This is a genomic window from Terrabacter ginsenosidimutans (assembly GCF_039539425.1).
Lineage (GTDB): Bacteria > Actinomycetota > Actinomycetes > Actinomycetales > Dermatophilaceae > Terrabacter > Terrabacter ginsenosidimutans.
Genome location: NZ_BAABDC010000001.1, coordinates 946,310 through 969,080 on the forward strand (window position 1 = coordinate 946,310; position 22,771 = coordinate 969,080).

Below are 22,771 nucleotides of genomic sequence, written 5' to 3' on the forward strand. Positions count from 1 at the left end.
TCACTCCCATTCGAACGAAACCGGTCCACCGACGCGGACGCCGACCCAGAGACCATGACGTCCGGGCCCGGTCGGGGCCGGGTCACCGACCAGGGTCTCCGTGCCCTCGACACGGCCTCCGGTGAGGTTGGGCAGTCGGTCGCCGTACGAGAGGCGGCGCACGAGACGGCCGAAGTCCTCGCCGGTGCGAACGACATCGAGGCCGTCGACCTCCGCCACCCACGAAGGCAGCTCCTCGGAGTCGACGGTGATGATGTCATCGGCCCTTGTCCACGTCACGGCGACGCGCGCCACCGACGAGAGGTCGTACGCCGTCGGGCCCAGGTGCCTCGCGTGGTGAGGCTCGAGGATCACTCCCAGCGCCCCCCGCCCACGGAAGGACGTACGCAGCCAGACGCCTTCGCGCTGGTCCTTCTTCCAGAACTTCGTCGAGATACCGCGGCCGCGTGTCAGACGTGACCGGGCGCGCGACATGGCCACGAACAGGCGACGAGCGGCCGCGGCGGACGCCTTGTCCTCGACGAACCACGACTCGGGGTCGACGAGGACGACGTTGTCGAACTCCTGACCCTTGGCACGATGGACGGTGGACGCCACGACCTTGCTCTGTGGCTGACGCAAGAGCTCGGGCGGAAGCCGACGAGAGCGGAGCCGTGCACTGAGGTCGCGGAGCTCCAGCTCGCGGTGCGAGCGAGCCACCTTGACCAAGGTGCGCCACTTGCCCTCGGCGTCGTCCAGTCCGGATGAGGCTGCAGTACGTATGAAGTCGTCGAAAGAGATGCTTCCCGACTCACGGCCGGCCAGAAGGTTTGCGATCCAAGGGTCGAGCGTCGGGTCGGCTGCCGCAGCGGCGAGCTCGACCGGCAACCCCAGACCCGACATCTGGGCGGCAACGAGACCAGCTCTCGCGTTGGTATCGCAGAGAAGTGCAGTGGTGCCACCCCAGGCAGCAAGGTCCTCGGCGGCGTCCTCGTCGAGCTCACCCAGAGGTGCGAGGTCTGCGGCGAGGTCGCGCAGGCGCAGCAGCTGGTCGGACGAGCCGAGCTGCGACAGGTCGGACCGAGCGAGTGCGACGGCCCTGGCCTCCGATGACCGCGACCGGTACTCGCCTCGCAGCTCGACGGTCTCGGCGTCGTACCGCTCACGAACTGCCGCGAGGAACGCTTCCGACGACATTCCCTCGTCGGCATCGAGTTGGAAGTCGTAAAGGCTCTGCATCGGGTCGCCGAGAAGGGTGAACCCGACACCGTCCTCGAAGGCCCGGTCGAGCAGCGCGAGGACGAACTCCGCTCGCACGCCCACGACGTCCTGGACCTCGTCGACGATCACGTGCCGGACGTCGGGGAACACGGGTTCCTCGGCCGCTTCGAGCAGCTTCGCTGCCCGCGCAACGGCGTCGTCGTAGCCGGCGGAGCGCGGCTCGCCGTCCTCCAGCTCGCTGCGCACTCGTCCCGCCAGCGAGTCGATCGTGGCGCAGTCGACACCACGCCCCTCGTCGATGACATCCTTGGTGCGTCGGCGGACCACGTCGACCGCGACGTTGGAGAAGGAGATGACGAGGATCTCCTCGGGATAGAGGTCTTCCTCGATCAGTCGCCGGCAGCGCTCACCGACGACCTCGGACTTCCCTGCTCCCGGGCCTGCGATGACGATCCGACGGGCGTCCGGAGCGGCCGACGCGGCCAGCTCCTGCTCCGCATCGAGTACCGACGTGACCGTCATCGATCGCGCCCCCGGCCCCACAGGTGCTCGAAGTGCCGGAAGGCGAACTCCTCGCCGAAGTTCGTGAGGTTGTCCGCGACGTTGACGATGAGCACCTCCTCCTTGCCTCCGTTGAGGGGCCCGCGAAGACCGCGCCCGATCATCTGTTGGTAGACGTTCGGGCTGAACGTGGGCCGTGTGATGAAGACCGCGTCGACCTTGGGCACGTCGAAGCCCTCCGTGAACACGTTGTAGTTCGTCAGGACGCGCACCCGCTTGGCTTTGAAGTCCTCGATGTAGCGGCGGCGCGCGTGCGGGTCGGTCGTGCCCGCCACGGCCCTGGACTCGACGCCGTTGTAGGTGAGCAGCGCGGCAAGGACCTTGGCGTTCTCCACCGACGTCGCGAAGAGCAGTGCCGTCTGGTCCTCAGGAAGCTCGAGCACCGAACGGACGATCTCGTTGTTGCGTTTGTCGTTCTTTCCGAGCCGGTTCTCAACCGACTCTGGAAGGCGGCGCATCTGAGCTGCTTGCGCTAGCTCGTCCTCAGTGAGCTCGACCTGGGCGCCCTCGAGTTCTCGGTGGCTGATCCGAGCAAGCACGCCCTGCATTTGGAGATATTCGTACGGGTTCTCGGAAAATGAGCCGCCGTTGAGCAGGTTCTTGTCGTATCGGTTAGTCAACAAGCTCGTCAATGTCTCGTTGAAGCCTACGAATGGGGTCGCGGTGAGACCTAGCAAGGGCGTCGTCATGGCCTTGACGCCCTTTGTGCCACCTACCGCGCTCAAAGCCCTGGTGTACCGCTGGCTCGTGGACCTATGCGCCTCGTCAACAACGATGATCGCGGGATCCGCAAGCCAGCCATACGCATCGCGCCATGCGCCGTCGTCACGTTTGACAATGCTGTCGAGCTTCGCGAGAGACGCGACGACCACCTGGTGCCCGTCACGCTCATTGGGCTCGTTACTGGCCCAGAGCCGGCTAAGCGTCATAGGCGTACCGGCTCTGCCCTTGGCACGCCAGACCTGGGACCACGTCTGCGTCGCCTGTTCGCACAGCTCGTCGGTCTCAGCGAGCCACAACACGCGGATATCCGAATCGGCTTCGGACATGTACTCGACCAGAGCCTGCACGGCAACACGCGTCTTTCCCGCGCCCGTCGGGAGCGACAAGAGACCGCGACGCTTTTCGCCGGTCGGGTCGAGCAGCTGCTTGACCTGGTTCGCAATCTTCCGCTGGAAATCGTGGAGGTCCCCGAGGACTGGCGGACCTTCGACCTCAATTTCCGCTTCTCGGCGCATGCCTGAGAACCCGGCGAATTCCACAGGGAAACCCAGTTCTCGAACCCACTCGCGCGCGCTGCGCTTACCCGCCCAGACGGACGGCGGGTTGAGGCCGCTCCGCCGCAGGCTCGCCACATGCGTCTGCAAAACCCCATACCCGTCGACGGCAAGGGCAAGCTGCGCGACCTCCCGGTCCTCGAGCTCTCGAGCGGTGTTGTGCTTGAGGCCGTCCAGCGCTGCCGCGGGGACTGAGGCGCGGAGGTCATCAACGCCAACCGCGAGAAGCAGCTTCTCAAGCACGTCGGGAGCCTCGGTGATGTCCTGACGCAGCTTGTTCTGACGCTGCTCCTCCATGCGACGCAGCACCACGTCCGGCTTGAAGGTCGCTTCGAGCGCCCGCGCTACCTGGAGCAGCACCTCGCGCTCGGCATCCGCCGTCACGAAGACCGTCCGCTCGTCGAGGTATTGGGCCAACGGCCTGGACTGTTGCCCGGTGGGGGTCGAGGTGAGGACCTCGAGGCGCCTGCACGGCTGGACAACGATGTTGTGCTGGGTCGGTTCTAGAGAGAGGCGAAGCGGTGGAAAGCGGTCGATGAGGGGATACGGCTCGCCGGCGAGCTCATAGTCGACGGTCTCCGTGAGCATGTCGTCACCGTCATGCATTCCCCAGTTATCGCGAAGAGCGTCGAAGTCTCCCTGGCTCATGGCGAGCAACGACGGGACCTCCGCGGCCACAAGCGAGTCGAAGACATCCTTTCGCCAGGTCACCGCCGCGCGGATGGCAGGCACCTCGACGAAGCCCGGGCCCTTGCGCACGCGAATCCGTTCGGGCGCAGGCTGACCGACAAACGCGGCCCAGGCGTACGCGAGAAAACGACGATCGTCCGGCCAGCCTTTGGCCTCATCGAGAATGGCCGCCCAGTCGTCCGACTTGAGCTCTGACGGGTCGCCTTTAAGCCCGAGCGCGTCCACCTGCTCTTCGCTCAGAGAGCCCAGCACGTACGGCAGGGGTTGCTCGACACCCTCGATCACGGCGGTCTCCTCGTCGCGCCGCAGGCAGCGTCCGACGGGCTGGTTGCCGGCCTGCGTCCGCAGACGGCCGTGGTCACGAAGATGGAACCACGTCATGTCGATGACGGACTTCTGGGCGCTGGCACCACCTACTCGGGTGATGCGCCACCGTTCGTCGCCGATCGTCTGATTGATTACTGACGCCGTGAGTGCCGCTGCGCCCTCGGCGGAGAGTCGCGGAAGCTGGTCGAGGGGCCAGAAGACCCGGCCCTCGTTGATGTCGATTGAGGAGTCGGCAAGCCTCGGCTGACCGATGTGCTTGCGGTACTGGTTGCGCACGTCGTCGAGTCGCGCCTCGCGCCACGTCTCGAGGGGGGGTGAAGCGATTTTGCGCGGCGCAGCGACGAGACCGAGCCGCTTGAGGAGCTCGAGGTCCTGCATGTGGAATCGGGGGTCGACGAGGAAGTCGGCGTCCCGCGAGCCGTCAGCGGGGATGATCTCCCCCGCGAGGAACACTCCGCCGGGAGCCTTCCACTTTCCCGAGTACGTTCGCACGCGGAGCTGCGCGAGCAGTTGCGCGCCGAGGACATCTCGGAAGATGGCCTCGGACTCGTCCAAAGAGTTCTTTCGCGCGGAGGCCCAGACCCGACTCCAGTCGACAGTCGAGGCGGTGAGCTCGCTGCGCAACTCGCCGGCGTTGTCGAAGAGCTCAATTCCGAGCCGCTTGAGCGCGCTGACAGCATCGGGATCCGCGGCGAGGACCGGATCGATGACGAGACGTCCCGGCATTGGAGTCGGGCCGGGGAGGAAGACCTGTCCGCGTCGGCACGCGTCTATGGAGCCGTCGTCAAGCAGGAGCACGCGGGCGCGCTTAAGTTCGTCAACCTGCGTCGGGTCACCATGCTGCCTCGCGACTAGCGAGGCGACGAGCCGGACCGCGACAGCAGAGGCTTGCGGCGTGGGCTCCTTCAGTAGGTGCTCCACCCATTGCTTGAGCGTCACGGCGTCCCGCTGGTGGTAGGCCAGCAGACGAAGCACCTTTGAGCGGTGCTCAGCGCTGACCACCGCGTGACTGACCCACCATTCAGGGTCTGGACACACCGACGCCCAGAGATTCAACTCCTCCTGCGTGAGTCCCTCAGGGTGCAACCTGACTCGCGACGGATGCCGCAGGCCACCGTCCATCGCCGGTAGGCACTGCCTGTCACTGACCGCCCTCATAACGGGCTCGTTGAGAAGGTCGTCTCCCGTGGAGCGCGCCTCCTTGCCTCGGGCGGGGAGGACATCAAGAACACCGGTCGGCTTGGCGGGGCGGTGGATTGCACTGAGGGCTTCCCCGACGAGCTTCGGCAGGACCTCCGTGAGCAGCTCCTCATTGAAGTCACCCGACAACAGCGACTCGCGGTCGTCGGCCAGCTTCCAGGGTGCGTTGACGATTCCCGAGAGCGTCGTCATGGAGATGGTCGGGAAGTAAGCCCAGAACCGCCCCACTCCCTTCGGAGCACCCTCGAGAGGCGCAGCCCAGGAGATCTCGACGCTTTCACGGGCGGCTGAGTATCCGCCATCCGCGAGGGCCTTCTTGCTGGGGGAGTGGCGCTGCGAGCTGACAACCCAGGCCGATCGTCGACCGGCGTCGTTGACGAGGAACGCTCCGGTGTCGTCCCGCGACGTCGTGATCTCACGAGCCACGCCCGATTCACGGTCCTCGAGCCCGACCCGCTCCATGTGTTGGGAGAAGAGCAGGAACTCTGCCGGGAACGACGCCAGGCTCGTTGCGAGGACGTCGCGCTTGCCCTTGAGTGGTGCAACGACGACCGTCGTGGCCCACTTCATGAATCCGGCCAGCAGTGGGTCCTCGCGGCCCGCGTCCGAAGGGTCGACGGCGCGCGCCCAGCGCATGACCGGGTAGTGCGGAAGACCTGGGACCAAGTGACTCAGAATCCGTGCCGACTCTCCGCGGTCGAAGACGAATGACCCGTCGCGGCTGAAGACGCGCGGGCTGTCCGACACCGCCAGAACGGACTTGAAGCCCAGGCCGAAGCGACCGATCTTGTCGTCGCGCTTGACCGAATCATGGGTACCCATCAGGGCGATGACACCGTCGATAGAGAAGGACTCGCCGGTGTTTGCGACGTACAGCGCATCCTTCGTCAGCAGGACCTCGCAGCGCCCACCTTGAAGATCTACTTTGGCGGCATCAGCGGCGTTCTGAACGAGCTCGAAGAGCTGGCGTTGCGCGTACGCCCCCTCGGCGATGGAGCGCTCGATATTTGCGTCCTGTCCGACGCGGCGAGGTTCGTTCCGATACGTCTCGAGTGCGGTCCTGCTCTGCTCCTCGACAGCTTGCGCCAGCTCTCCGTCGAGCCCTTGCCATGCCCTTGCCACACCACACCATCCCTGTCGCAGCTGCTAAAACACGAAGCAGCACATCTTCGGCAGGGTCGTCAGCTCGACCCTGGGGTCTTGGTATCACGACGAGCGCCGTACTGAGGTGCTTCTCGTAACTAAGTTCCCAAAATGACAGGAAGGAGGTCACGCTTCTACGCGCCCCGATGGGGGCCATCCTGACGAACGCTGGCCAGCATGGCTTCGACGAGATCTGCGGCCTCATTCGCAGGCACGTGCTCCCAGATGCGGACCACCTTCCATCCCAGGTCTTCGAGATGAGCTGCGGTCTGGGCATCGCGTTGCTGATTCCGCTCGAGCTTTGCGGCCCACCAGGCTCCATTGCTGACCGGGGACGTCGAGTGCAGAGGGCAGACATGCCAGAAGCACCCGTCGACGAAGACCGCGACCTTGGCGCGGGTGAAGAGCACATCTGCTCGCCGTCTGGGCATGCCAGGGATAGGACAGTCCACTCGGAATCGTCGGCCTCGTGCGTGCAGGGCTCGGCGCAGGGCGAGCTCCGGAGCCGTATCTCGCCGTCGCTGCCGGCTCATGCGCGAGCTAACTTCTGGAGTTGTGGGCGGCTGGCTCGCAGGCACAAGGCCATACTGCCATCGGCACTCTGGGCCATCCGAGTCGTGGACAGTTCCCCTACCAGCTCGAACGGAACCAGCCGAGAAGGAGCTCGCCCGCGGCTACGAAGCGTCTGGCGCGCGAGCCTTTCGGGATCTGTCGTCCGTTGCCACTACAGTCCTGTCCATGCCCACGTCGACTCCACTTCGTTCCGGCGTGTCGGAGTCGTCGAATGCCACTGTCCAGGAGCAACACCGAGAGCTGACTTCTCTCGACCTGTTCGCCGGGGCGGGCGGTCTCACTGCAGGACTACACGCCGGCAGTAGCCGTTTTCGAACCGTCCGCGCGGTGGAGATGGATATCGAAGCTGCCGCCAGCTATGCGGAAAACTTCGGTGACGTCGTCTACGCTGGCGGCATCGAGCAATGGCTGGAGGAGGAGGACGTCCCGGAAGTCGACCTCGTTGTCGGCGGTCCCCCCTGTCAGGGGTTTTCCCCGCTCGGCAAGCAAGACGCGAACGACACACGCAACTCGTTGTGGCAGCACTACGTGGAGACGATCGGGCGGGCCAAGCCCCGGGTGTTTCTCATGGAGAACGTGCCGGCCTTTCTGAAGTCACCACAGTTCGACATTTTTTCCGAGTCCTTCGAGGAATCGGGCCCCTTGTACGACTACCGCTTCATCGCGCGCGTCCTGAACTCTGCCGAATTCGGCGCAGCCCAGGTACGGAAACGAGTCGTGGTTATGGGCGTGCACAAGGATCTGGATCATCCCGACTTCCCCATGCCCGCCATCCTCGAGCACCCTCGGACCGTTCGCGACGCTTTCGAGGGCATCACGCCCTTCGCTGGTGAACGTGACCTGCCGTTGCGCAGGGTCGAGTTCAGGGGGAAAGTGCTGAGGGGCTCTTTCAAGAGCTCTGAACTCCACATCGGGCGCGAGTACAGCGATGTGTCGCTAGAGCGATTTCGGTCGATCCCGTATGGCGGCGCGCGTTTCGACTTACCTGAACACCTCAAGACACCTTGCTGGAAGAAGCACACGACAGGTTCGGGCGACGTGATGGGCCGTCTCACGTGGGAGAAGCCCTCGGTGACGATCCGAACCGAGTTCTTCAAGCCGGAGAAGGGCCGTTACCTTCACCCCACTCAACACCGCGCAATCACACATTTCGAGGCCGCTCGCATTCAGGGTTTCCCCGACGATTACCGGTTCGTCGGCAGCAAGACCTCGATCGCAAGGCAGATCGGAAACGCTGTGCCCATCCCACTTGGATCAGCACTCGGCACACACGTCGCTTCCATTTTGGATTGACTCGTTCGGCGATCGTTCCTGACCCCTTGACGTCGCTCGATCTCGGATTGACACCGTAGGGCACAGGCCCCTCGCTCGGCTGACCGAAAACGACACATCCCCGCCTCCACCGCCAGCCTCTCGCCGGACTTCGTGATTCCAACCATCGGCCGCAAACCCTGCAAGCGTGTGGCAAGCTCGGCGGCGTGGATCAACATCACCCCCGGCAGGCCTGGCTACTTATGGCCGCCGGAGACAACCGTGGACACGGTGGCAACTCGGGATACGACGATCAGTTCGACGCCCACTATTCCTGGGACAGCAATGTGCCGAACCACAAGAAGCTCAATGTCGGCGACCCGATTGCTCTGTGGGACAAGGACCGCCTCCTCGGCGCCTCGGTCATCGAGCAGATCGAGATCTCGCAAGGCACCAAACTCCTGTATCGTTGCCCAAACTGCAAAACCACCCGGATTTCCGAGCGCAAGCGGGCTGATCCGCGCTATCGGTGCATGCGATGTCGCCACGAGTTCTCGACTCCTCAAGCCGATCTGGTTGAGGTAGATCTTTACCGAGCGCGGTACGACGCGGCGTGGACACCGCTCGATGGGCTCCTCGAGGGGCAGGAAATTCGATCGCTCGCCGTTCATCCTGGTGACATCAATGCTATGAGGCCGTTCGACTGGGCTGCCTTTCGGCAGGCCCTGCTCGTGAAGGGCGCCGAGCCCGCGATCAACCGCGTAAACCTGCGGGCGGACCTCCTATGGCCCTCCGAAAGAACTGTCATTGAGATGCCCTCAGGATTCACGCAGGCCCTGGTCCGCATCCGCAGAGGACAGGGGCTCTTTCGAGAGCGGCTCCTTGCAACCCAAGGGAGCGTGTGCGCCTTCACGGGACGCGCTCCGGCGCGAGTTCTCGAGGCCGGACACCTGTACAGCTATGCGCAGATCGGCACTCACTTCGAGCACGGTGGGCTGATGCTGAGACGGGACATCCACAGGCTGTTCGATGACGGCATGCTCGCTGTGAACCCGCAAAGAGCACGCATCGACGTTGCCCCTGAGCTGTCCATATACACGCAATACGCGCGACTTCACGGCGAGCCGCTGAATTTGACGCTTCGGGACGAGCAGGTCGAGTGGCTCGGAAAGCACTGGGAGGAGCACCGTACTGAAAGCCCATCCCGGGCGTAGTCGGCGGTTGTCTACGCCGGGCCGGAGACCCGCGTGAGCCGCTGGCGTACCTACCTGGGGCTCGGCACCTCGGACTGGAGCCAGGCGCCCCTTCAGATGGAGGGCGGTTAGTCCCGTCCATCGCTGTAAGGCTGCTCAGGCAAGGAGGCCAAATGTGCCTGCTTGCGTGAAGTGGGGTCCGAGAGAAGGCGCTCGTCCCTGAGCCACTCGAGAGCACGCTCGATCAGTTCACGCTTGGAGGCCAAGTCCTTGGTTTCCGGTGAGCCTTCTGCGATCTCCTGGTGAAGCAGAAGCTCCGCAGACAACGCATCCAGCGCGTCATGAAGGAGGCCGTCAATCATGGGTGCGGAACTCTTCAGTTCGAGTTCCCGCTGAGCCCAGACCACAGCAAGAATCCCCGTCAGGGCTCGCCGCAGTTCAGGAGTTGGCAGCGCCACCAGTTCGCTTGCGACGAGACGCGATTGACGTTGCGCATCCGACGGCCGCTCAGCTGCCCCAAGACCCAGACCGGCGCCGGTGAAGGCAGCACCCGTACCGGTCAGAGCGGCGATCGTAGCGATACCTCCCGCCATCCCCCCAGGCCCGAACGCGGCCAAGGTACTGGTCATGGCTGCCGCGCCCGCCAGACCGGCGGGAACAGCCGCGAAGATGCCGACGCCTGTCGCTGCGAGGAGCACGACGCCAGCCCCGACAAGAATGCCTTCCCATGGCCACCTGTCAGGTGATATCGCTCGTCGCGCCTTCGAAACAGCCACGCTGATGACGCGCGCCATCTCCCTATCACTCAAATGCCCGCGCTTGCGGCGAATCAGATTCAGTGTCGCCTCCAGCGCTTCCCTCCGCTGATCTTCGTCGACCTTGAGGCCGAAGGGATGGAAGGGGGATGCCGAAACCAGGCCCACGCACGGTGCTAGCAAGTCCGCGTCAACCCACGCTCCCTCGATCAGATCCCCAGGGTGGCTGAGGAAGTCGCTCAGCGCGGGCACACGTCCTACGGCGAAGGGAGAATCACCGTTGGAGCCAGTGGCCATATCTGAGAGCCGGGCTCGCCCCGCATCCAGAACCGCCCGCTCTGCAAGAATCTCGCGCGCTCGATCTACCCGAAGTCTCGCCTTCCAATCGTCCGCCTTTATGTGGCGCGAAATCTGTTGCGAGTAGGCGAACTGCAGAAGCAACGAGTTCCAGACGCTGTGGAGCTGCCGCGCCGGAAGGTCTTGCCGCGGCGCTTCCTGCGTGTCGTAGAGCCGACGTGCCAACACCTCGCCAAGGACAGGATTCGAGAGGTAACCGATAGCGTCGTGTTGACCGTCAGTGCGAACTTGCAGGTCGGTTGCGCTGGGAAACCGAGTCCCGACTCCGCGCCCAACCGTGATGACGTCTTTGGGATCGTAGAGATTGACCCACGCTGAGACACGATCCACGGGGAACTCGTCCGCATGCATCTGTGTTCCGAGCTTCGGGATCGAAAGAGGGCTCCCGATGGTGATCAACAGATCAACGTGCGTTGATCGAGGCAGCTTCTTGAGGAGGTCCACCGCCATCACGGACCCCAGCGAATGGGCAATGATCACCAGGGAACCTCGACTCGGAAGTTCCTGCAGGACTTTGCGCTGAGCAGCCCAACGAGACCGCTTGCGGAACGCGTACCGGCGGATTTCCGGCCACCCCTGAATGACGGTGTTCACCCCGAGCTCAGCCACATCGTCCGGAACGTGACCCCAGTGCATGCCACCACGCGCGGCCTCGTCGAATCTCAGTCGCTCCGACAGACGGGCACCCGTAGCGGCGAAGCGAACCCTCGCGTCGACGAAGTCCCGATCGGCAGGTCGCTTCCACGTGGCCGGTGGCTCATCCTCTAGCTCGTCGGTCATGAGCGTTTCCAGGTACTCGGGCGCAATGATGACGTCCCCGTCGAGACCGATAGGGCTTCCGCCCGCATCGGTCAGACGCCGATTGATGCACGACAGCCACTCAGCAGAGTCGATGGGTCCCCCGGCGCCGTGCAAGAAGATGAATGTGCGGTCGCTCATCGCTCGTCCCTGTCTATCCCTGTGTTCGATGTGTATTTGGGCAGCAGCTCTCCTGCCCCGTGCATGATGCCGCAGTCGCCGGGCGAAATGTCGGAGAAGCGCTTGACGAGAAAGAAGCTTGGTTGCAGCACCGTCTGCCGACCTACTTGGGCAACTCTCAGGTCATCCGATTGCGACCTGGAAGCCGTCAGGTGCCCCACGTGCGAGTCGGTGATGAACGTCCCGACCTGGAGAGACGGGTCGTCGACCACCTGGGCGCCAGCGATGCCGCAGGGCCCGAGCGGCGGCTTCACGCGCTAACCACGCATGCATTCTTCAGGGCTCACCCGGCGGCCACCGCAGGAGCCTCGCCCCGGAACGCGACCGTCCCCGAGTCTCAGGATCTGCCGCTGAACCCGGCGCGGACGGGCTCACTTCCCCTCCGGGGTCGTCGGACTTTCGACGCGGCGCATGGCTGACCAACGGGAAGCGAGCTCCATCTCCATGAAGTAGTGCCACTGACCGTCCATGCGAATGAACTCCACGATGGGGTTTGAACGGCCGTAGGACTCGTAGACCCGCTTCGCCATGGCCCCGGCGATGCCTGGTATCTGCGCTGGCGCGAAGGGCGAGTCCGTGAAGTCGCTACCCAGGAAGGGCTTCCCAGGCAGGTGGCTAGCGACGTGATCGAGGAAGCGGCGGGTCAGTTCCGTCGATCCGCGAGCGAAGTCCTCCAGTTCGGTCTCGTTCCAGTCGACGCGCGGGAGCGCCTGCGTGAAGTTCGGAGTACCGACCTGGTCCGGCGGCACCACCCCCACGACGACGTGGGCTGCCAGCCCCTCGGGTGGTGGTGCCCACACCGCACAGATGTGACGGGTGAGCGCCACGGACCGAGCCTCGATGTCCTCGTCCGACCAGCCATCCGGATGCTCGGTAATGAGCTCCCTCGATAGGACGAGCAGGCTGTACTTCTCGAGGAGGCTGCGCTTTCCCAGCCCGTGCTCGCCGCCGGTCTTGAGCGTGGCCGCTTCCCCGTCCGTCCAGGGGCGGTTGGACAGGGACCCGTTCAGGCTCTTGGCGATCAGAGTCAGGTTGCCCAGCGTGTGCACCCTCTGGTCTCGGGTCGCGGATTCTTCCGGAGTGAGCTTGGGCTCGTGATCCCAGTGCGCGTGCCACCCGCGAGGCATCACGTGCTCGATCTCCAGCCCCGACGGCAGGCTCACTGCCTCGTGGAACGAGGTGCGGAGGTGACGTTCGATCGCCTCGAGGACGATGCGCAGCCTTGACTGCCGGATGTAGCCGTAGAGCTTCATGGAAGGCAAGCTCGACAGCATCATCTGGTCCGTCGGCCAGACCCGCGCATCGGCCGTCTGGACCGCCAAGAAGCTGCGGACCGTGTCGCCGGCTGACTCGACGCCGGTCCGGTCAAGCAGCTTGAGAATGGACACCATCATCTTGTTGACGTCTTTCATCGTCATCCGGATGAGGGTGCGTCGGATGACCCAGCTCTCGAGCGCATCGAGCGCAATGTCCACCTGGTCGGGGGGGACATCGTGGTTGGCTGAGAGGAGCCACAGCAGAAGGGGACTCGTGGCTGCGAGTTCCATGGTCTCGACGACGCGTCGGTAGAACGAGCCCGGGACCGACTCCTCCGGCAGGCTCGACAACGAGCGGTACGTGTCGGCGTCTCGACGGAACTCCCGCAGCAGCTTCTCCGCTGCCGCTGCGTCCGTCATGCGCGGCACGGCGTACTCGGTGAAGATACGGAAGACCTGCTCCGTCTTGACCTCGTCGCTGAGCCGCATCGTCAACCAGTACTGGATGAAGATGTCGATCCGCGATCGGGAGAGTCGACCCTGAGCGATCTCGGCACGCCACCAGTCTTCGTCGAAGTCGACCCAGTGCGTGTCCGGCCAGGAGTCGACGTCGGCGCCGACCCTCTCCCCCTGCTGGAACACCCAGTTCTTGATGAGATCGGCCTTGAGCAGCGGCGTGCCGCGGTCGTTGAGAGTCTCGAAGATGAGCTGCGAGTCGTCATGACCGGTGAGATTGATGGCCACGAGGTAAAGGCCGTCCTGCAAGGTCGCCGACAGGGAGAACGCCCGTTCCGCTTCACTGCCCGGAGGCACTCGTCCGTCGACATCAGCCACCCCAGTGAGCCAAGCCCGCGCCTCCCCGCTGAAGAAGGCATGCGCGTCGAGGATCCGGTGGTCGCCCTTCCACCCTGCCTCCGGGTCCATCGCCTGGGCGAAGGCATCACGGTCGTGCTTGGACGGCCACAGCTTGAATCGCTCCGGTCTGCCCCTGAAGACGGAGGCCCGGTTGAGGATCAGCTTCTCGAGATCGTCTGCCAAGAGCTCGTGACCACGTTCGGCTATCACGGCCTGTACGGCATCGATGACTAGCTGAAGCGTGGTGGTGCGCTGTTGACCGTCGATGACGAGATGACGAGTGACGTCTCCGACGACCGGCGGCTTCGACTCGTACACCACTGCGCCAAGGAAGTGGTGGGGCAGCGGCGCCTGTGACGCGACCGCGGCGACCCGGCTCTCCGCGACCCGGACGATGTCCGCCCAGAGTGGCGCCCATTGGTCCTCTTCCGTCCAGACGTACGGACGCTGGAACGACGGGATCTCATAGTGGAGGTTGCCATCAAACATCTGGCGCGGGCTCAGCGCATCGGCCTTCATCGAGGTCCCTTCTCTGCGACCACCTCAGCCGAGCACGCGCCCATCGAGGACGCCGGTGGCTCGACCAACTCACATCTGCGCGCCGGCGCGAGCCGCAATCTACTCCCGCAGGGTGAGAGCTTCGGGGCGCAACGCTTCAGAAGACGTAGCGGCAAGCTCCATGGGCGTGAGGGACAGGCGGTCGCCGTCCCAGCTCACGGCGTACGGGTCGGTGATCTCTCCGACGAAGGCGCCGTCGCGGTCGTGCACGAACGCCAGCAGCTTCGTGTCCCCCGAGTCTCGCTCCGTGACGAACTTGCCGACGTAGAGCGACGGGTCATCGATGACCTGGGCGCCAGCGATGTCGTAGGGCCCGAGCGGCGACTTCGCGTCAGCGATCCACACGCCACCCGTCACCCCGTCGGCTCGAGCCGCCTCCGGCATGTCGCCGACCATGCAGTTGAAGAGCAGCACCTGCCGGCCGTCGACGACGAAGGGCTGCAGCACCTCGAGCTGCCCGAAACCCTGCCCGGGCGAGGACAAAGGCTCCCGCAGCTCCCAGCTCTCCAGGTCGGCAGACCACGCGTGCCCGACCACCCCACGGTCGACGACATCGCCGTGGTTGGCGCGCGCCGTGATGAGCATGTGCCAGCCGTTCCCGTCCGGGTCGGCAAAGACCCACGGGTCGCGGAAGGCCTCGTCGTGCCAGTGCCCGTCGGAGTACTTCTCGTACCACCGCGCGTCGGCCGACAGCACCGGCCCCGGGGCCTTGTCCCACACGAAGAGGTCGGTCGACACGGCATACCCGATCGACTGCACGTTGGCCCCGGAGGAGTTCAGCGACGACCCCGTGTAGAACATGAACCACCGCCCGTCCGGGTGCCGCACGACCGACCCGGTCCACGTCGCGAGGTCGTCGAACGCGGGCGCGTCCGAGCGCACGAGCGCATCCGTGACCCGCTCCCACGACACCAGGTCAGACGACACCGCGTGACCGACCGACGCCCGGTAGTGCCGTGCGTGCGGGTCGCGCAACGCCCGCGACGCGTAGAGGAAGAACAGGTGGTACTGCTCGCCGTCGTCGACGGTCCAGAAGTCCCACACCCACGCCTCGGGAAGCTTGAACACGACTCAGCCTTTCACGCCGGACGAGGCGATGGAGTTGATGAACGATCGCTGGAAGGCGATGAACAGGATGAGCACCGGCGCGGTGATCATCGTCGCGTACGCCATGATCTGCCCCCACGAGGTGTTCAGCTGCTTGAAGTAGTCGATGCCCACCATGACCGGACGCAGCTCCTCGGTCTGGACCGCCATGAGGGGCCAGAGGTACTGGTTCCACATCGGCAGGAAGGTGAGGATCGCGACCGTCGCGACGGCCGGCCCCGACAGCGGCATGACGATGCTCCGGTAGATGCGGAACCACCCCGCGCCGTCGACCTTCGCCGCCTCGTCGAGCTCCTTCGGGATGGAGTCGAAGTACTGGTAGAAGAGGAAGATCGAGAAGGCGTTGGCGATGAACGGGATGATCTGCACCTGGTAGGTGTCGAGCCAGCCCTGGCTGAGCCCGTCGGGCCCGAGGAAGGGCAGCTGGTTGGCCCACCACAGCAGCGGCAGGGCGAGCGTCTCGAACGGGACGATGAGCGTCGCGAGGATGATCCCGAGCACGATGCCGCCGCCCTTGAACCCGATCCGGGCCAGGGCGAACGCGGCCATCGAGTTGACGAGGATGCCGAGGACGACGGTGACCACGGTGATGACGACCGAGTTCATCATGAACTGCGCGAACGGGACCCGGCCGAAGACGCCGGTGTAGTTGTCGGCCGAGATGTCGCCGGTGGGCAGGAACGCCTTGATGCTGCCGAGGTCGTCGAAGATCTGCAGGTCGGGTTTGAAGCTGGACACGACCATGAAGAGCAGCGGCAGCCCGAAGACGAGGCAGAGCACGATCCGCACCAGGAGCCCGAGGCCCGCCCGGGCTGGGTGCGGCCGCTCCCCTCCGCGGTGGTGCTCCGGGACAGCGGTCTCGGCGACGTGGGCGAGGGTCCCCGTGGTCTCGGTCCCCGTGGTGGCTGCGGCGCTCATCGGACGACGTCCTTGTCTCGGGTGAAGTAGCGGTTGACCAGGGTGACGGCGAGCACGAGGACGAAGAACGCGAGCGAGATCGCCGACGCGTAGCCGGTCTGTTGCTGCTGGAAGCCGGTACGGACCGCCATGAGCACCAGGGTCGAGGTCGAGTCGAGCGGGCCGCCCTGGGTCATGATGTTCACCTGGGTGAAGAGCGCGAACGCCGAGATCGTGATGGTGATGAGGATGAACGTCCGCGTCGCCCGCAGGCCGGGCCAGGTGACGTAGCGGAACTTCTGCCACGTGTCGGCGCCGTCGAGATCGGCCGCCTCGTAGAGGTCGCCGGGAATGGTCTGCAGCCCGGAGAGCCAGATGACCATGTGGAAGCCCATCGCCTGCCACGCCGACATGAGGATGATCGCGAGCAGCGCCGTGTGTGGGTCGCCGAGCCAGTCCGGCCCGTCGATGCCGAACTTCAGCAGCACCTGGTTGATGAGGCCGTTCTTCTGGTACATGAACAGCCACAGCATCGACACCACGACCATCGAGGTGACGACCGGCAGGAAGTAGATGGTGCGGAAGAAGTTGACCCCGCGCATCTTGACGTTGACGAGCAGCGCCAGCCCGAGCGCGCACGCCGACTGCAGCGGCACGATGACCACGGCGAAGATGATCGTGTTGCGCAGCGACGCCCAGAACGTCTCGTCCTGGAAGAGGCGCACGAAGTTGTCAGTGCCGATGAACTCCGCCGGCCGGGGCGAGATGAGCCGTGCGTTGGTGAACGCGAGCCCGAACGTCAGCCCGATCGGGATGAGCAGGAACGTGACCAGCAGGACCGCAGCCGGCACCAGCATGAGCAGTGCCGTCGTGGTCGATGAGCGGGAGCCCGGGCGGGACTTCCTCTTCCGGGTCGTGATGGCCGAGGCGTTCTCGGCAGCGGTGATGGTCGTCATCTCAGTCACTCACTGGAAGTAGTTGTTGGACTTCTGGTTGGCGTCGATGTTCTTGACCGCCTGGTCCAGCGACTGCTTCGGGTCAGCGCCGTTGAGGATGTCCTGCGCGGTCTTGGTGAACTCCGTCGCGATGAACGGGTAGCCCGGGGTCACGGGGCGCAGCACGGCGAACTTCTTCGCGTAGTCGAGGAAGATCTGGTTCTCGCCGCCCTGCTCGTAGCCCTTGACCTGGGCGGCTGCGGCGTCCGTCGCCGGGATGTTGTTCGTGTCGCGGGCGACGCTCGCGACGTACTTGTCCTGGGCCGCGAACTTCATGTAGTCCATGGCCCCGGCGCTGTCGGCGCAGTTCGTCGAGACGCCCCACTGCCACGAGCCGCCACCGATCTTCGGGCCGTTGCCGAGGTTCGGCGGCGGGAGGAAGAGAGTGTCCTTGCCGAAGGCCTTGCGGGTGTCGACGGCCGTCCACGTGCCGTTGTAGAGGATCGCGGACTTGCCGTTGATGAAGTCCTTGGCCGGGTCGGCGCCGGACTTCAGCGGCACGAGCCCGTCCGTGACGAGGCTGCGGAACCACGTCGCCCACTCGACGGCCTTGGGCCCGTTGAGCGCGCCCTCCGCGGTCTTGTAGCCGTCGCGGTTGATGAGGTCGCCGCCGAAGCTCTGCAGCATCGGGGAGTACGCGTAGGGCCACCACTCGCCGGTGAAGCTCGTCGCGATGTCGAGCGGGTTCTGGAAGTCACCCGATGCCTTGATCTTCTTCAGGGCCGCGTCGAACTCGTCCTTCGTCCACGGGGAGTCGGCCGTCGGGACGCGGATGCCGTACTTGTCGAGGATCGTCTTGCGCGTGACCATGACGAGCGCGACGTCGTAGTAGCCGTAGGAGTACGTCTTGTTGTCGTACTTGCCGAGGACCGTCGGCAGGTACTTCGACAGCGTGTCGTCCAGGCCGGTGAGCGGCGCGAGGTAGCCGGCCCACGCCCAGTTCGGCACGTTGGGACCGTCGATGTCGAGGATGCACGGCAGCTTCTTGCTCGCGGCGGCCGCGACGACCGACTGGTTGTACGAGTCCTGCGGGAAGGCCTGGATCTTGACCTTGTACTTCTTCTGGCTCGCGTTGTAGTCGTTGACGATCGCCGTGATAGCCGCGAGCTCGGCCTTGTTGCCGGCGTTGTGGGTCCACATGGTCAGCTCTCCCCCGGCCGAGCCGGTCGAGCTGCTGGCGCCCTTGGTGCAGGCGGCCATCGAGAGGGGCAGCGCGGCCGCGAGCATTCCGACGGCGACGCGCTTGGTGGTCGAGGTGAGCTTCATTGGGTCCTCCGTGGTGGGAAGGTCAGCGCCACTGCTAAAACCTTTCAGCGCCGACCGTAGCGGCCCAATCGGGGGTTGCACAAGAGTTTGCTAAATCCTTTTCACCAGCGGAGATGCGTCAAACTGATCCCTACCGTGGGGTAGGCTGACGCCAAGTCCCTCCGAAGGGGGCCACACGGCATACGCACGCCTGCGACGACGAGACGAGATCAGGGGGGTCAGTGAACAAGCGACCGACCCTCGCCGACGTCGCCGCGCGTGCCGGGCTGTCCAAGACGGCCGTCAGCCTCGTGCTCAACGAGCGCCCCGGGTCGCGACTGTCGGCCGACGCCGTCGCCCGCATCCACGAGGCCGCACGAGAGCTCAACTACCGGCCCAACGCGCAGGCGCGGTCGCTCCGGCTGGGCACGACGGGCACGGTCGGCTTCATCTCCGACGACGTCACAGTCACGCGCTTCGCCTCGGCGATGATCCGCGGTCTGCTCGACACCGCCGACGAGCGCGACCGCGGCGTGCTCATCGCCGAGACCTTCAAGCACCCCAAGCAGATGCGCAAGGCGATGGAGGCCATGGTCGACCGCCAAGTCGACGGCATCATCTTCGGTGCCCTGTCGGCGCGACTCATCGACCTGCCGACCCTGCCCGAGGGCATGCGCGCCGTCACCGTCAACTGCGTCAACCCCGACGTCCCCGTCGCCGTGCTGCCCGCAGAGGAGAAGGCTGGCTATGCCATGACCCGCCGCCTGCTCGATGCCGGCCATGGCGACGGCATAGCCATCATCGGCAATGCGCCTGTGGCGCGGACGGATCCGAAGATCTCGGTGACGATCGGCAGCCGTTTCAACGGGATCCACCGCGCACTGGATGAAGCCGGTGTGAAGCCAGTCGCGGTCGCCGACTTCGAGTACTGGGAGCCGTGGAACGGCTACGACGCCACGAAGCAGGTGCTCGCGTCAGGAGCTCCGGTCACCGCGCTGCTCTGCCTCAACGATCGCGTCGCCTTCGGCGCCCAGCAGGCCATGCAGGAGAAGGGACTTCGCATCCCTGACGACCTGTCGGTCGCGTCCTTCGACGACGACCAGATCGCCGCCTACATGCGCCCGGGCCTCACGACGGCGCAGCTGCCCTACCTCGAGATGGGGCGCAAGGCCCTGGAGCTGCTGCTCGACCCCACGCCGACGCCCGGCGAGCACCTCGTCGAGATGCCGATCCAGGTGCGCGAGTCCATCCGGCCCCTCACCTGACGGACGCCGCCGGTCGCTCCTCGCTCTGACAGGACGCCGCGCTGGGTCCCGGGCGTCAGCGCTCTGACCGGCGGTCGCCCGCATCGGAAGATCAGGCCCAGCGGCGCATGAGCTCGGCTGCCACGACGGCGGGCTCGGGCAGCTCGGCAAGGTGTGCCTGCAGCCGCCGCGCTGCCGCTCGCTCCAGCGCCGCCGGATCGACGAGGGCGGTGACCGCAGCGCGGACGCTGCCGGGAGCCGCGCCGGGCAGCACGACCCGGGCAGCGCCCTGCTCGACAAGACGGTTGCCGTTCCAGAACTGGTCGGCGCCCTGCGGCACCACGACCTGTGGCAGCCCGTGCTGGACGGCACCGAGGAGGGTTCCGGAGCCGCCGTGGTGCACGACGAGGTCGACGTGCCCCAGCACCGACACCTGGTCGACAAAGGCCTCGACATGCACCGACGGGTGCTCATGGGCGACGTCAGCCAGGTCCGCTCGACCCGTGACGGCGAGGACCTCGCAGCCCGCGGCCACCACCTCGTCGGCGACCGCGAGGAGCGTGGCGATGTTGCCGAAGATCGTCCCGAGCGTCAGCAGCACCCTCGGTGCGTCGCCTGGCTCCCGATCCCTCGTGAGTCAGTTCGGGAGCGGCGGACCCGGCTCGGACCATGCATGCGGCGCCAGGTCGAGGGTCGGGAACGGCGCCAGCGACCCGAACGCTGCATCCTCCGAGCCCGCTCCTGCCTCCCGCAGGAACGCCGGGTGCGCCTCCAGATAGACGTCGACGAGGTCGGTCAGGGCGCCCACGGCCGAGCCGTCGATGCCGCGCAGCTCGGGGCCCCAACGTTCGATCGCTGCGTCGTAGACGCCGTCCCAACGCGGACCCCAGCCGACGACGCTGAAGAGAGCTGTCGGGGCAGCCACCCGTTTGGCCGCGACGACGCCCGCGACGTTGGTCTGCTCGACGACCACGAGGTCGGGCCGCCACTGCTCGACCACCGCGCTGGTGGGCTCGAGCAGGTGCGGGCTGGTGATGTCGATGAAGAGCACCTGGGCGAAGTCGTCGTCGGGCGGTCGGCCACCGGGCCGGTCCCGGAACGCCTCGGCGTGGCCGTCGACCAGACGCCAGCCGGGCTCGGCGCCCAGGGCAGTCGGCACGGGCAGCCGGTCCTGGAACTGCGACCCGGTGGCGAAAAGGACCTCCGCACCCAGACTCTGGAACGCGACGGCCAGCGGCACGAGCGGATAGGTGTGTCCATGGGCGGGCACTGCCGCGAAGAGCACCCTCATCCGCCCACGATCCCACCGCCGCCAAGCCTGCGAAAGGGCCTCGCAGGTGACCTGAGCCAGCGCGGAGGTGGCGGTGTCCGGCCCGCTGCGCGACACGGCATACGGACGTGGTGCAGTCGGTGCAGCAACGCGGGCGGCCTCCGGTGATCGGCTACCGCAGGCGGAAGGGCGGCGCCGGCGACCCCACCGCCACGCACGCCGTGTCCAGCCCGTCGACGCTCCCCGCCGCGACGAAGGCCGCAACCACGGAGGGCAGGCAGCCGAGGTGCCCCACGACATGCTGCTGCGCCGGCAGGACGACCACCGCGCTGTGGCGCTGCTGCGCCGCGACCCCCGCGAGGCCCGACGGCGGGTCCTGCGGGTCGCCGTCACCGGCGAGCCACAGCAGGGGGACGTCGGTCCGCACCGCATCGGCGTCCCCGGATGGCACGACGCCACGCGGCAGGTGGGCGCACATGGCCGCGCGCTCCTGCGCCCGGGCGAGCTCGAGGGGCAGGGCATAGCTTCCGGCGCCGAGCCTCGCCACCTCCCCGGCGTCGTACCGCGCCCACGCCTCGGAGCAGAGGATCTCGTCGGCCATGAGCAGGCTCGGCTCTTTCGTGTCGTCGACGCCGATCAGTGCGGACGCCTCGACGTACCTCCCGGCCGCCGTGAGGTGGATGGCGAGAGGCACGTTCGCCGCGCCCGCCTCGGTGGTCAGCGCTGCGTGGATCGCCTCGGCCAGCATGGTCTGGTCGATGACCGCGGACTGTCCCGAGGCCTGGTCGACGACCCGAACGGGTGTCCTGAACCGCGCCAGGACCTCGCGCCACTCGGCGTCGAGGCGCGGGAAGGCCCCGTGACAGGCGCGGTCCTCTGCGCAGCGCCGCAGCAGCAGCGCGAGCGCCGCCTGACTGCTGGCCGCCATCCGCTCGAAGACCGGGACGTCGACCGGCGTGCCTCCGTCGAGGACCGCGACCCGCACGCGCTCGGGGTGCTGGCGCAGGTAGTACTGCACGAGGGTGGCGCCGTACGAGCTTCCGTAGAGGTCGATCGTGTCGTAGCCCAGGGCGGCACGCACCGCGTCGAGGTCGTCCGCCGCGACCGTCGAGGTGAGCTGGCGCGGGTCGACACCGACCCCGCGGAGACCGTTGCGTGCCCACGTCGCGAGCCGGGCGTCCGCGGCCGCCGGGGACAGGCCCGTGGTGGTCGGCAGCGGCGGGAGGCTCACGGCCCTGGACGCGCCCGTGCCGCGCTGGTCGACGAGGACGATGTCGTGGGTGGCGTGCAGCTCCGGGTAGCCCGCCGGGAACCATGCGAAGAACTGCGTGCTCGCCTGACCCGGCCCGCCGGCCACGGCGAAGACCGGATCCGCCGACGCACGCGACCCGCTCGCGGGGACGACAGCCACCCGGAGGGCGAGCTGCCGACCGGTCGGCTTGGCCCTGTCCTCGGGGACGTTCAGCGTGCCGCAGAGCGCGGATGCCGTTGCGGGCGTGGGGCGTTCCCCCTTGATCGTGCACGGCACCAGTGGCACCCCGGCGAGGGTCCGCACGGTGGTCGTGCGCTGCGCCGACGGCTGGCCGGGCGAGGTGGTGCAGGCCGTGAGTGAGAGGGCCGCCACGGCCGCTGCCGCCACGGCCCTGACTTCGATGCGACGCGCGCAACGCCCCACCTGCCACCTCCTCGCCCTCAGCGTGCGGGCTCGGCGGGGGCCTCACCCAGAGGCGAAGGTCCTGCCGGTCGTCACCGGTCGTCGCTTGGGCGTCGCCCGGGGACCGCCGGGCGGCGCCGACACCGAACGGCGACCAGGCGGCCGCTCCCGCTCGCGCCCAGCGA

General features: G+C 66.4%; 16 protein-coding genes. 3 read left to right on the top strand and 13 right to left on the bottom strand.

The genetic code is table 11. The annotated features are described in order from the left end of the window. The 3 genes from ABD831_RS04435 to ABD831_RS04445 all read right to left on the bottom strand — a co-directional run bounded on the left by ABD831_RS04435 (nt 1) and on the right by ABD831_RS04445 (nt 6,931). The gene (locus tag ABD831_RS04435; protein WP_344942081.1) at nt 1–1,722 is read right to left on the bottom strand and encodes a UvrD-helicase domain-containing protein; all 1,722 of its coding nucleotides are present in this window, start codon (nt 1,720–1,722) and stop codon (nt 1–3) included. Beyond that, nucleotides 1,719–6,377 carry a sacsin N-terminal ATP-binding-like domain-containing protein gene (locus ABD831_RS04440; RefSeq protein ID WP_344942086.1) on the bottom strand — a complete coding sequence of 1,553 codons (4,659 nt, stop codon included), beginning with the start codon at nt 6,375–6,377 and terminating at the stop codon, nt 1,719–1,721. The genes ABD831_RS04435 and ABD831_RS04440 overlap by 4 nt, the downstream gene beginning before the upstream one ends. A 155-nt stretch (nt 6,378–6,532) precedes the next feature. Then, nucleotides 6,533–6,931: a very short patch repair endonuclease gene (locus tag ABD831_RS04445; protein WP_344942089.1), complete on the bottom strand. Its 399-nt coding sequence runs from the start codon at nt 6,929–6,931 to the stop codon at nt 6,533–6,535. Between the two features lie 205 nt (nt 6,932–7,136). On the opposite strand from ABD831_RS04445, the gene ABD831_RS04450 reads away from it, so the two are divergent. Both ABD831_RS04450 and ABD831_RS04455 read left to right on the top strand, forming a co-directional pair. Continuing rightward, entirely contained in the window at nt 7,137–8,264 is a 1,128-nt protein-coding gene (locus ABD831_RS04450; protein ID WP_344942092.1) for a DNA cytosine methyltransferase, read from the top strand. Between the two features lie 185 nt (nt 8,265–8,449). After that, nucleotides 8,450–9,436, top strand: coding sequence for an HNH endonuclease (locus ABD831_RS04455; RefSeq protein ID WP_344942095.1), 987 nt, complete (start codon nt 8,450–8,452; stop codon nt 9,434–9,436). A 107-nt stretch (nt 9,437–9,543) separates the two neighbouring features. On the opposite strand, the gene ABD831_RS04460 is transcribed toward ABD831_RS04455, so the two are convergent. The 7 genes from ABD831_RS04460 to ABD831_RS04490 all read right to left on the bottom strand — a co-directional run bounded on the left by ABD831_RS04460 (nt 9,544) and on the right by ABD831_RS04490 (nt 18,439). Further along, nucleotides 9,544–11,466 (bottom strand): hypothetical protein, encoded by a 1,923-nt coding sequence (locus ABD831_RS04460; protein ID WP_344942098.1) that lies wholly within the window; start codon nt 11,464–11,466, stop codon nt 9,544–9,546. Next, nucleotides 11,463–11,759 carry a hypothetical protein gene (locus ABD831_RS04465; protein WP_344942101.1) on the bottom strand — a complete coding sequence of 99 codons (297 nt, stop codon included), beginning with the start codon at nt 11,757–11,759 and terminating at the stop codon, nt 11,463–11,465. Before ABD831_RS04465 ends, ABD831_RS04460 begins: the two co-directional genes overlap by 4 nt. Before the next feature lie 117 nt (nt 11,760–11,876). Then, nucleotides 11,877–14,135: a DUF262 domain-containing protein gene (locus ABD831_RS04470; protein ID WP_344942104.1), complete on the bottom strand. Its 2,259-nt coding sequence runs from the start codon at nt 14,133–14,135 to the stop codon at nt 11,877–11,879. A gap of 99 nt (nt 14,136–14,234) precedes the next feature. Next, nucleotides 14,235–15,242 (bottom strand): glycoside hydrolase family protein, encoded by a 1,008-nt coding sequence (locus ABD831_RS04475; protein ID WP_344942107.1) that lies wholly within the window; start codon nt 15,240–15,242, stop codon nt 14,235–14,237. Between the two features lie 3 nt (nt 15,243–15,245). Further along, the gene (locus ABD831_RS04480) at nt 15,246–16,199 is read right to left on the bottom strand and encodes a carbohydrate ABC transporter permease (protein ID WP_344942110.1); all 954 of its coding nucleotides are present in this window, start codon (nt 16,197–16,199) and stop codon (nt 15,246–15,248) included. After that, nucleotides 16,196–17,134 (bottom strand): carbohydrate ABC transporter permease, encoded by a 939-nt coding sequence (locus ABD831_RS04485; protein WP_425582775.1) that lies wholly within the window; start codon nt 17,132–17,134, stop codon nt 16,196–16,198. The genes ABD831_RS04480 and ABD831_RS04485 overlap by 4 nt, the downstream gene beginning before the upstream one ends. 9 nt (nt 17,135–17,143) lie before the next feature. Then, nucleotides 17,144–18,439, bottom strand: a complete 1,296-nt coding sequence (locus ABD831_RS04490; RefSeq protein ID WP_344942116.1) for an ABC transporter substrate-binding protein — start codon at nt 18,437–18,439, stop codon at nt 17,144–17,146. A 221-nt stretch (nt 18,440–18,660) separates the two neighbouring features. On the opposite strand from ABD831_RS04490, the gene ABD831_RS04495 reads away from it, so the two are divergent. Beyond that, nucleotides 18,661–19,683, top strand: coding sequence for a LacI family DNA-binding transcriptional regulator (locus ABD831_RS04495; protein ID WP_344942119.1), 1,023 nt, complete (start codon nt 18,661–18,663; stop codon nt 19,681–19,683). A gap of 91 nt (nt 19,684–19,774) precedes the next feature. Here the strand turns inward: ABD831_RS04495 and ABD831_RS04500 are convergent, their stop codons facing one another. From ABD831_RS04500 to ABD831_RS04510, 3 genes are all read right to left on the bottom strand, one after another. Beyond that, nucleotides 19,775–20,263: a glycosyltransferase gene (locus tag ABD831_RS04500; RefSeq protein ID WP_344942122.1), complete on the bottom strand. Its 489-nt coding sequence runs from the start codon at nt 20,261–20,263 to the stop codon at nt 19,775–19,777. 36 nt (nt 20,264–20,299) lie between these two features. Beyond that, on the bottom strand, nt 20,300–20,953 hold the full coding sequence (locus ABD831_RS04505) for a glycosyltransferase family protein (RefSeq protein ID WP_344942125.1): 654 nt from the start codon (nt 20,951–20,953) through the stop codon (nt 20,300–20,302). A 151-nt stretch (nt 20,954–21,104) separates the two neighbouring features. Next, complete coding sequence (locus tag ABD831_RS04510) at nt 21,105–22,571, bottom strand: alpha/beta hydrolase (protein ID WP_344942128.1); 1,467 nt, start codon at nt 22,569–22,571, stop codon at nt 21,105–21,107. Nucleotides 22,572–22,771 lie beyond the last annotated feature (200 nt).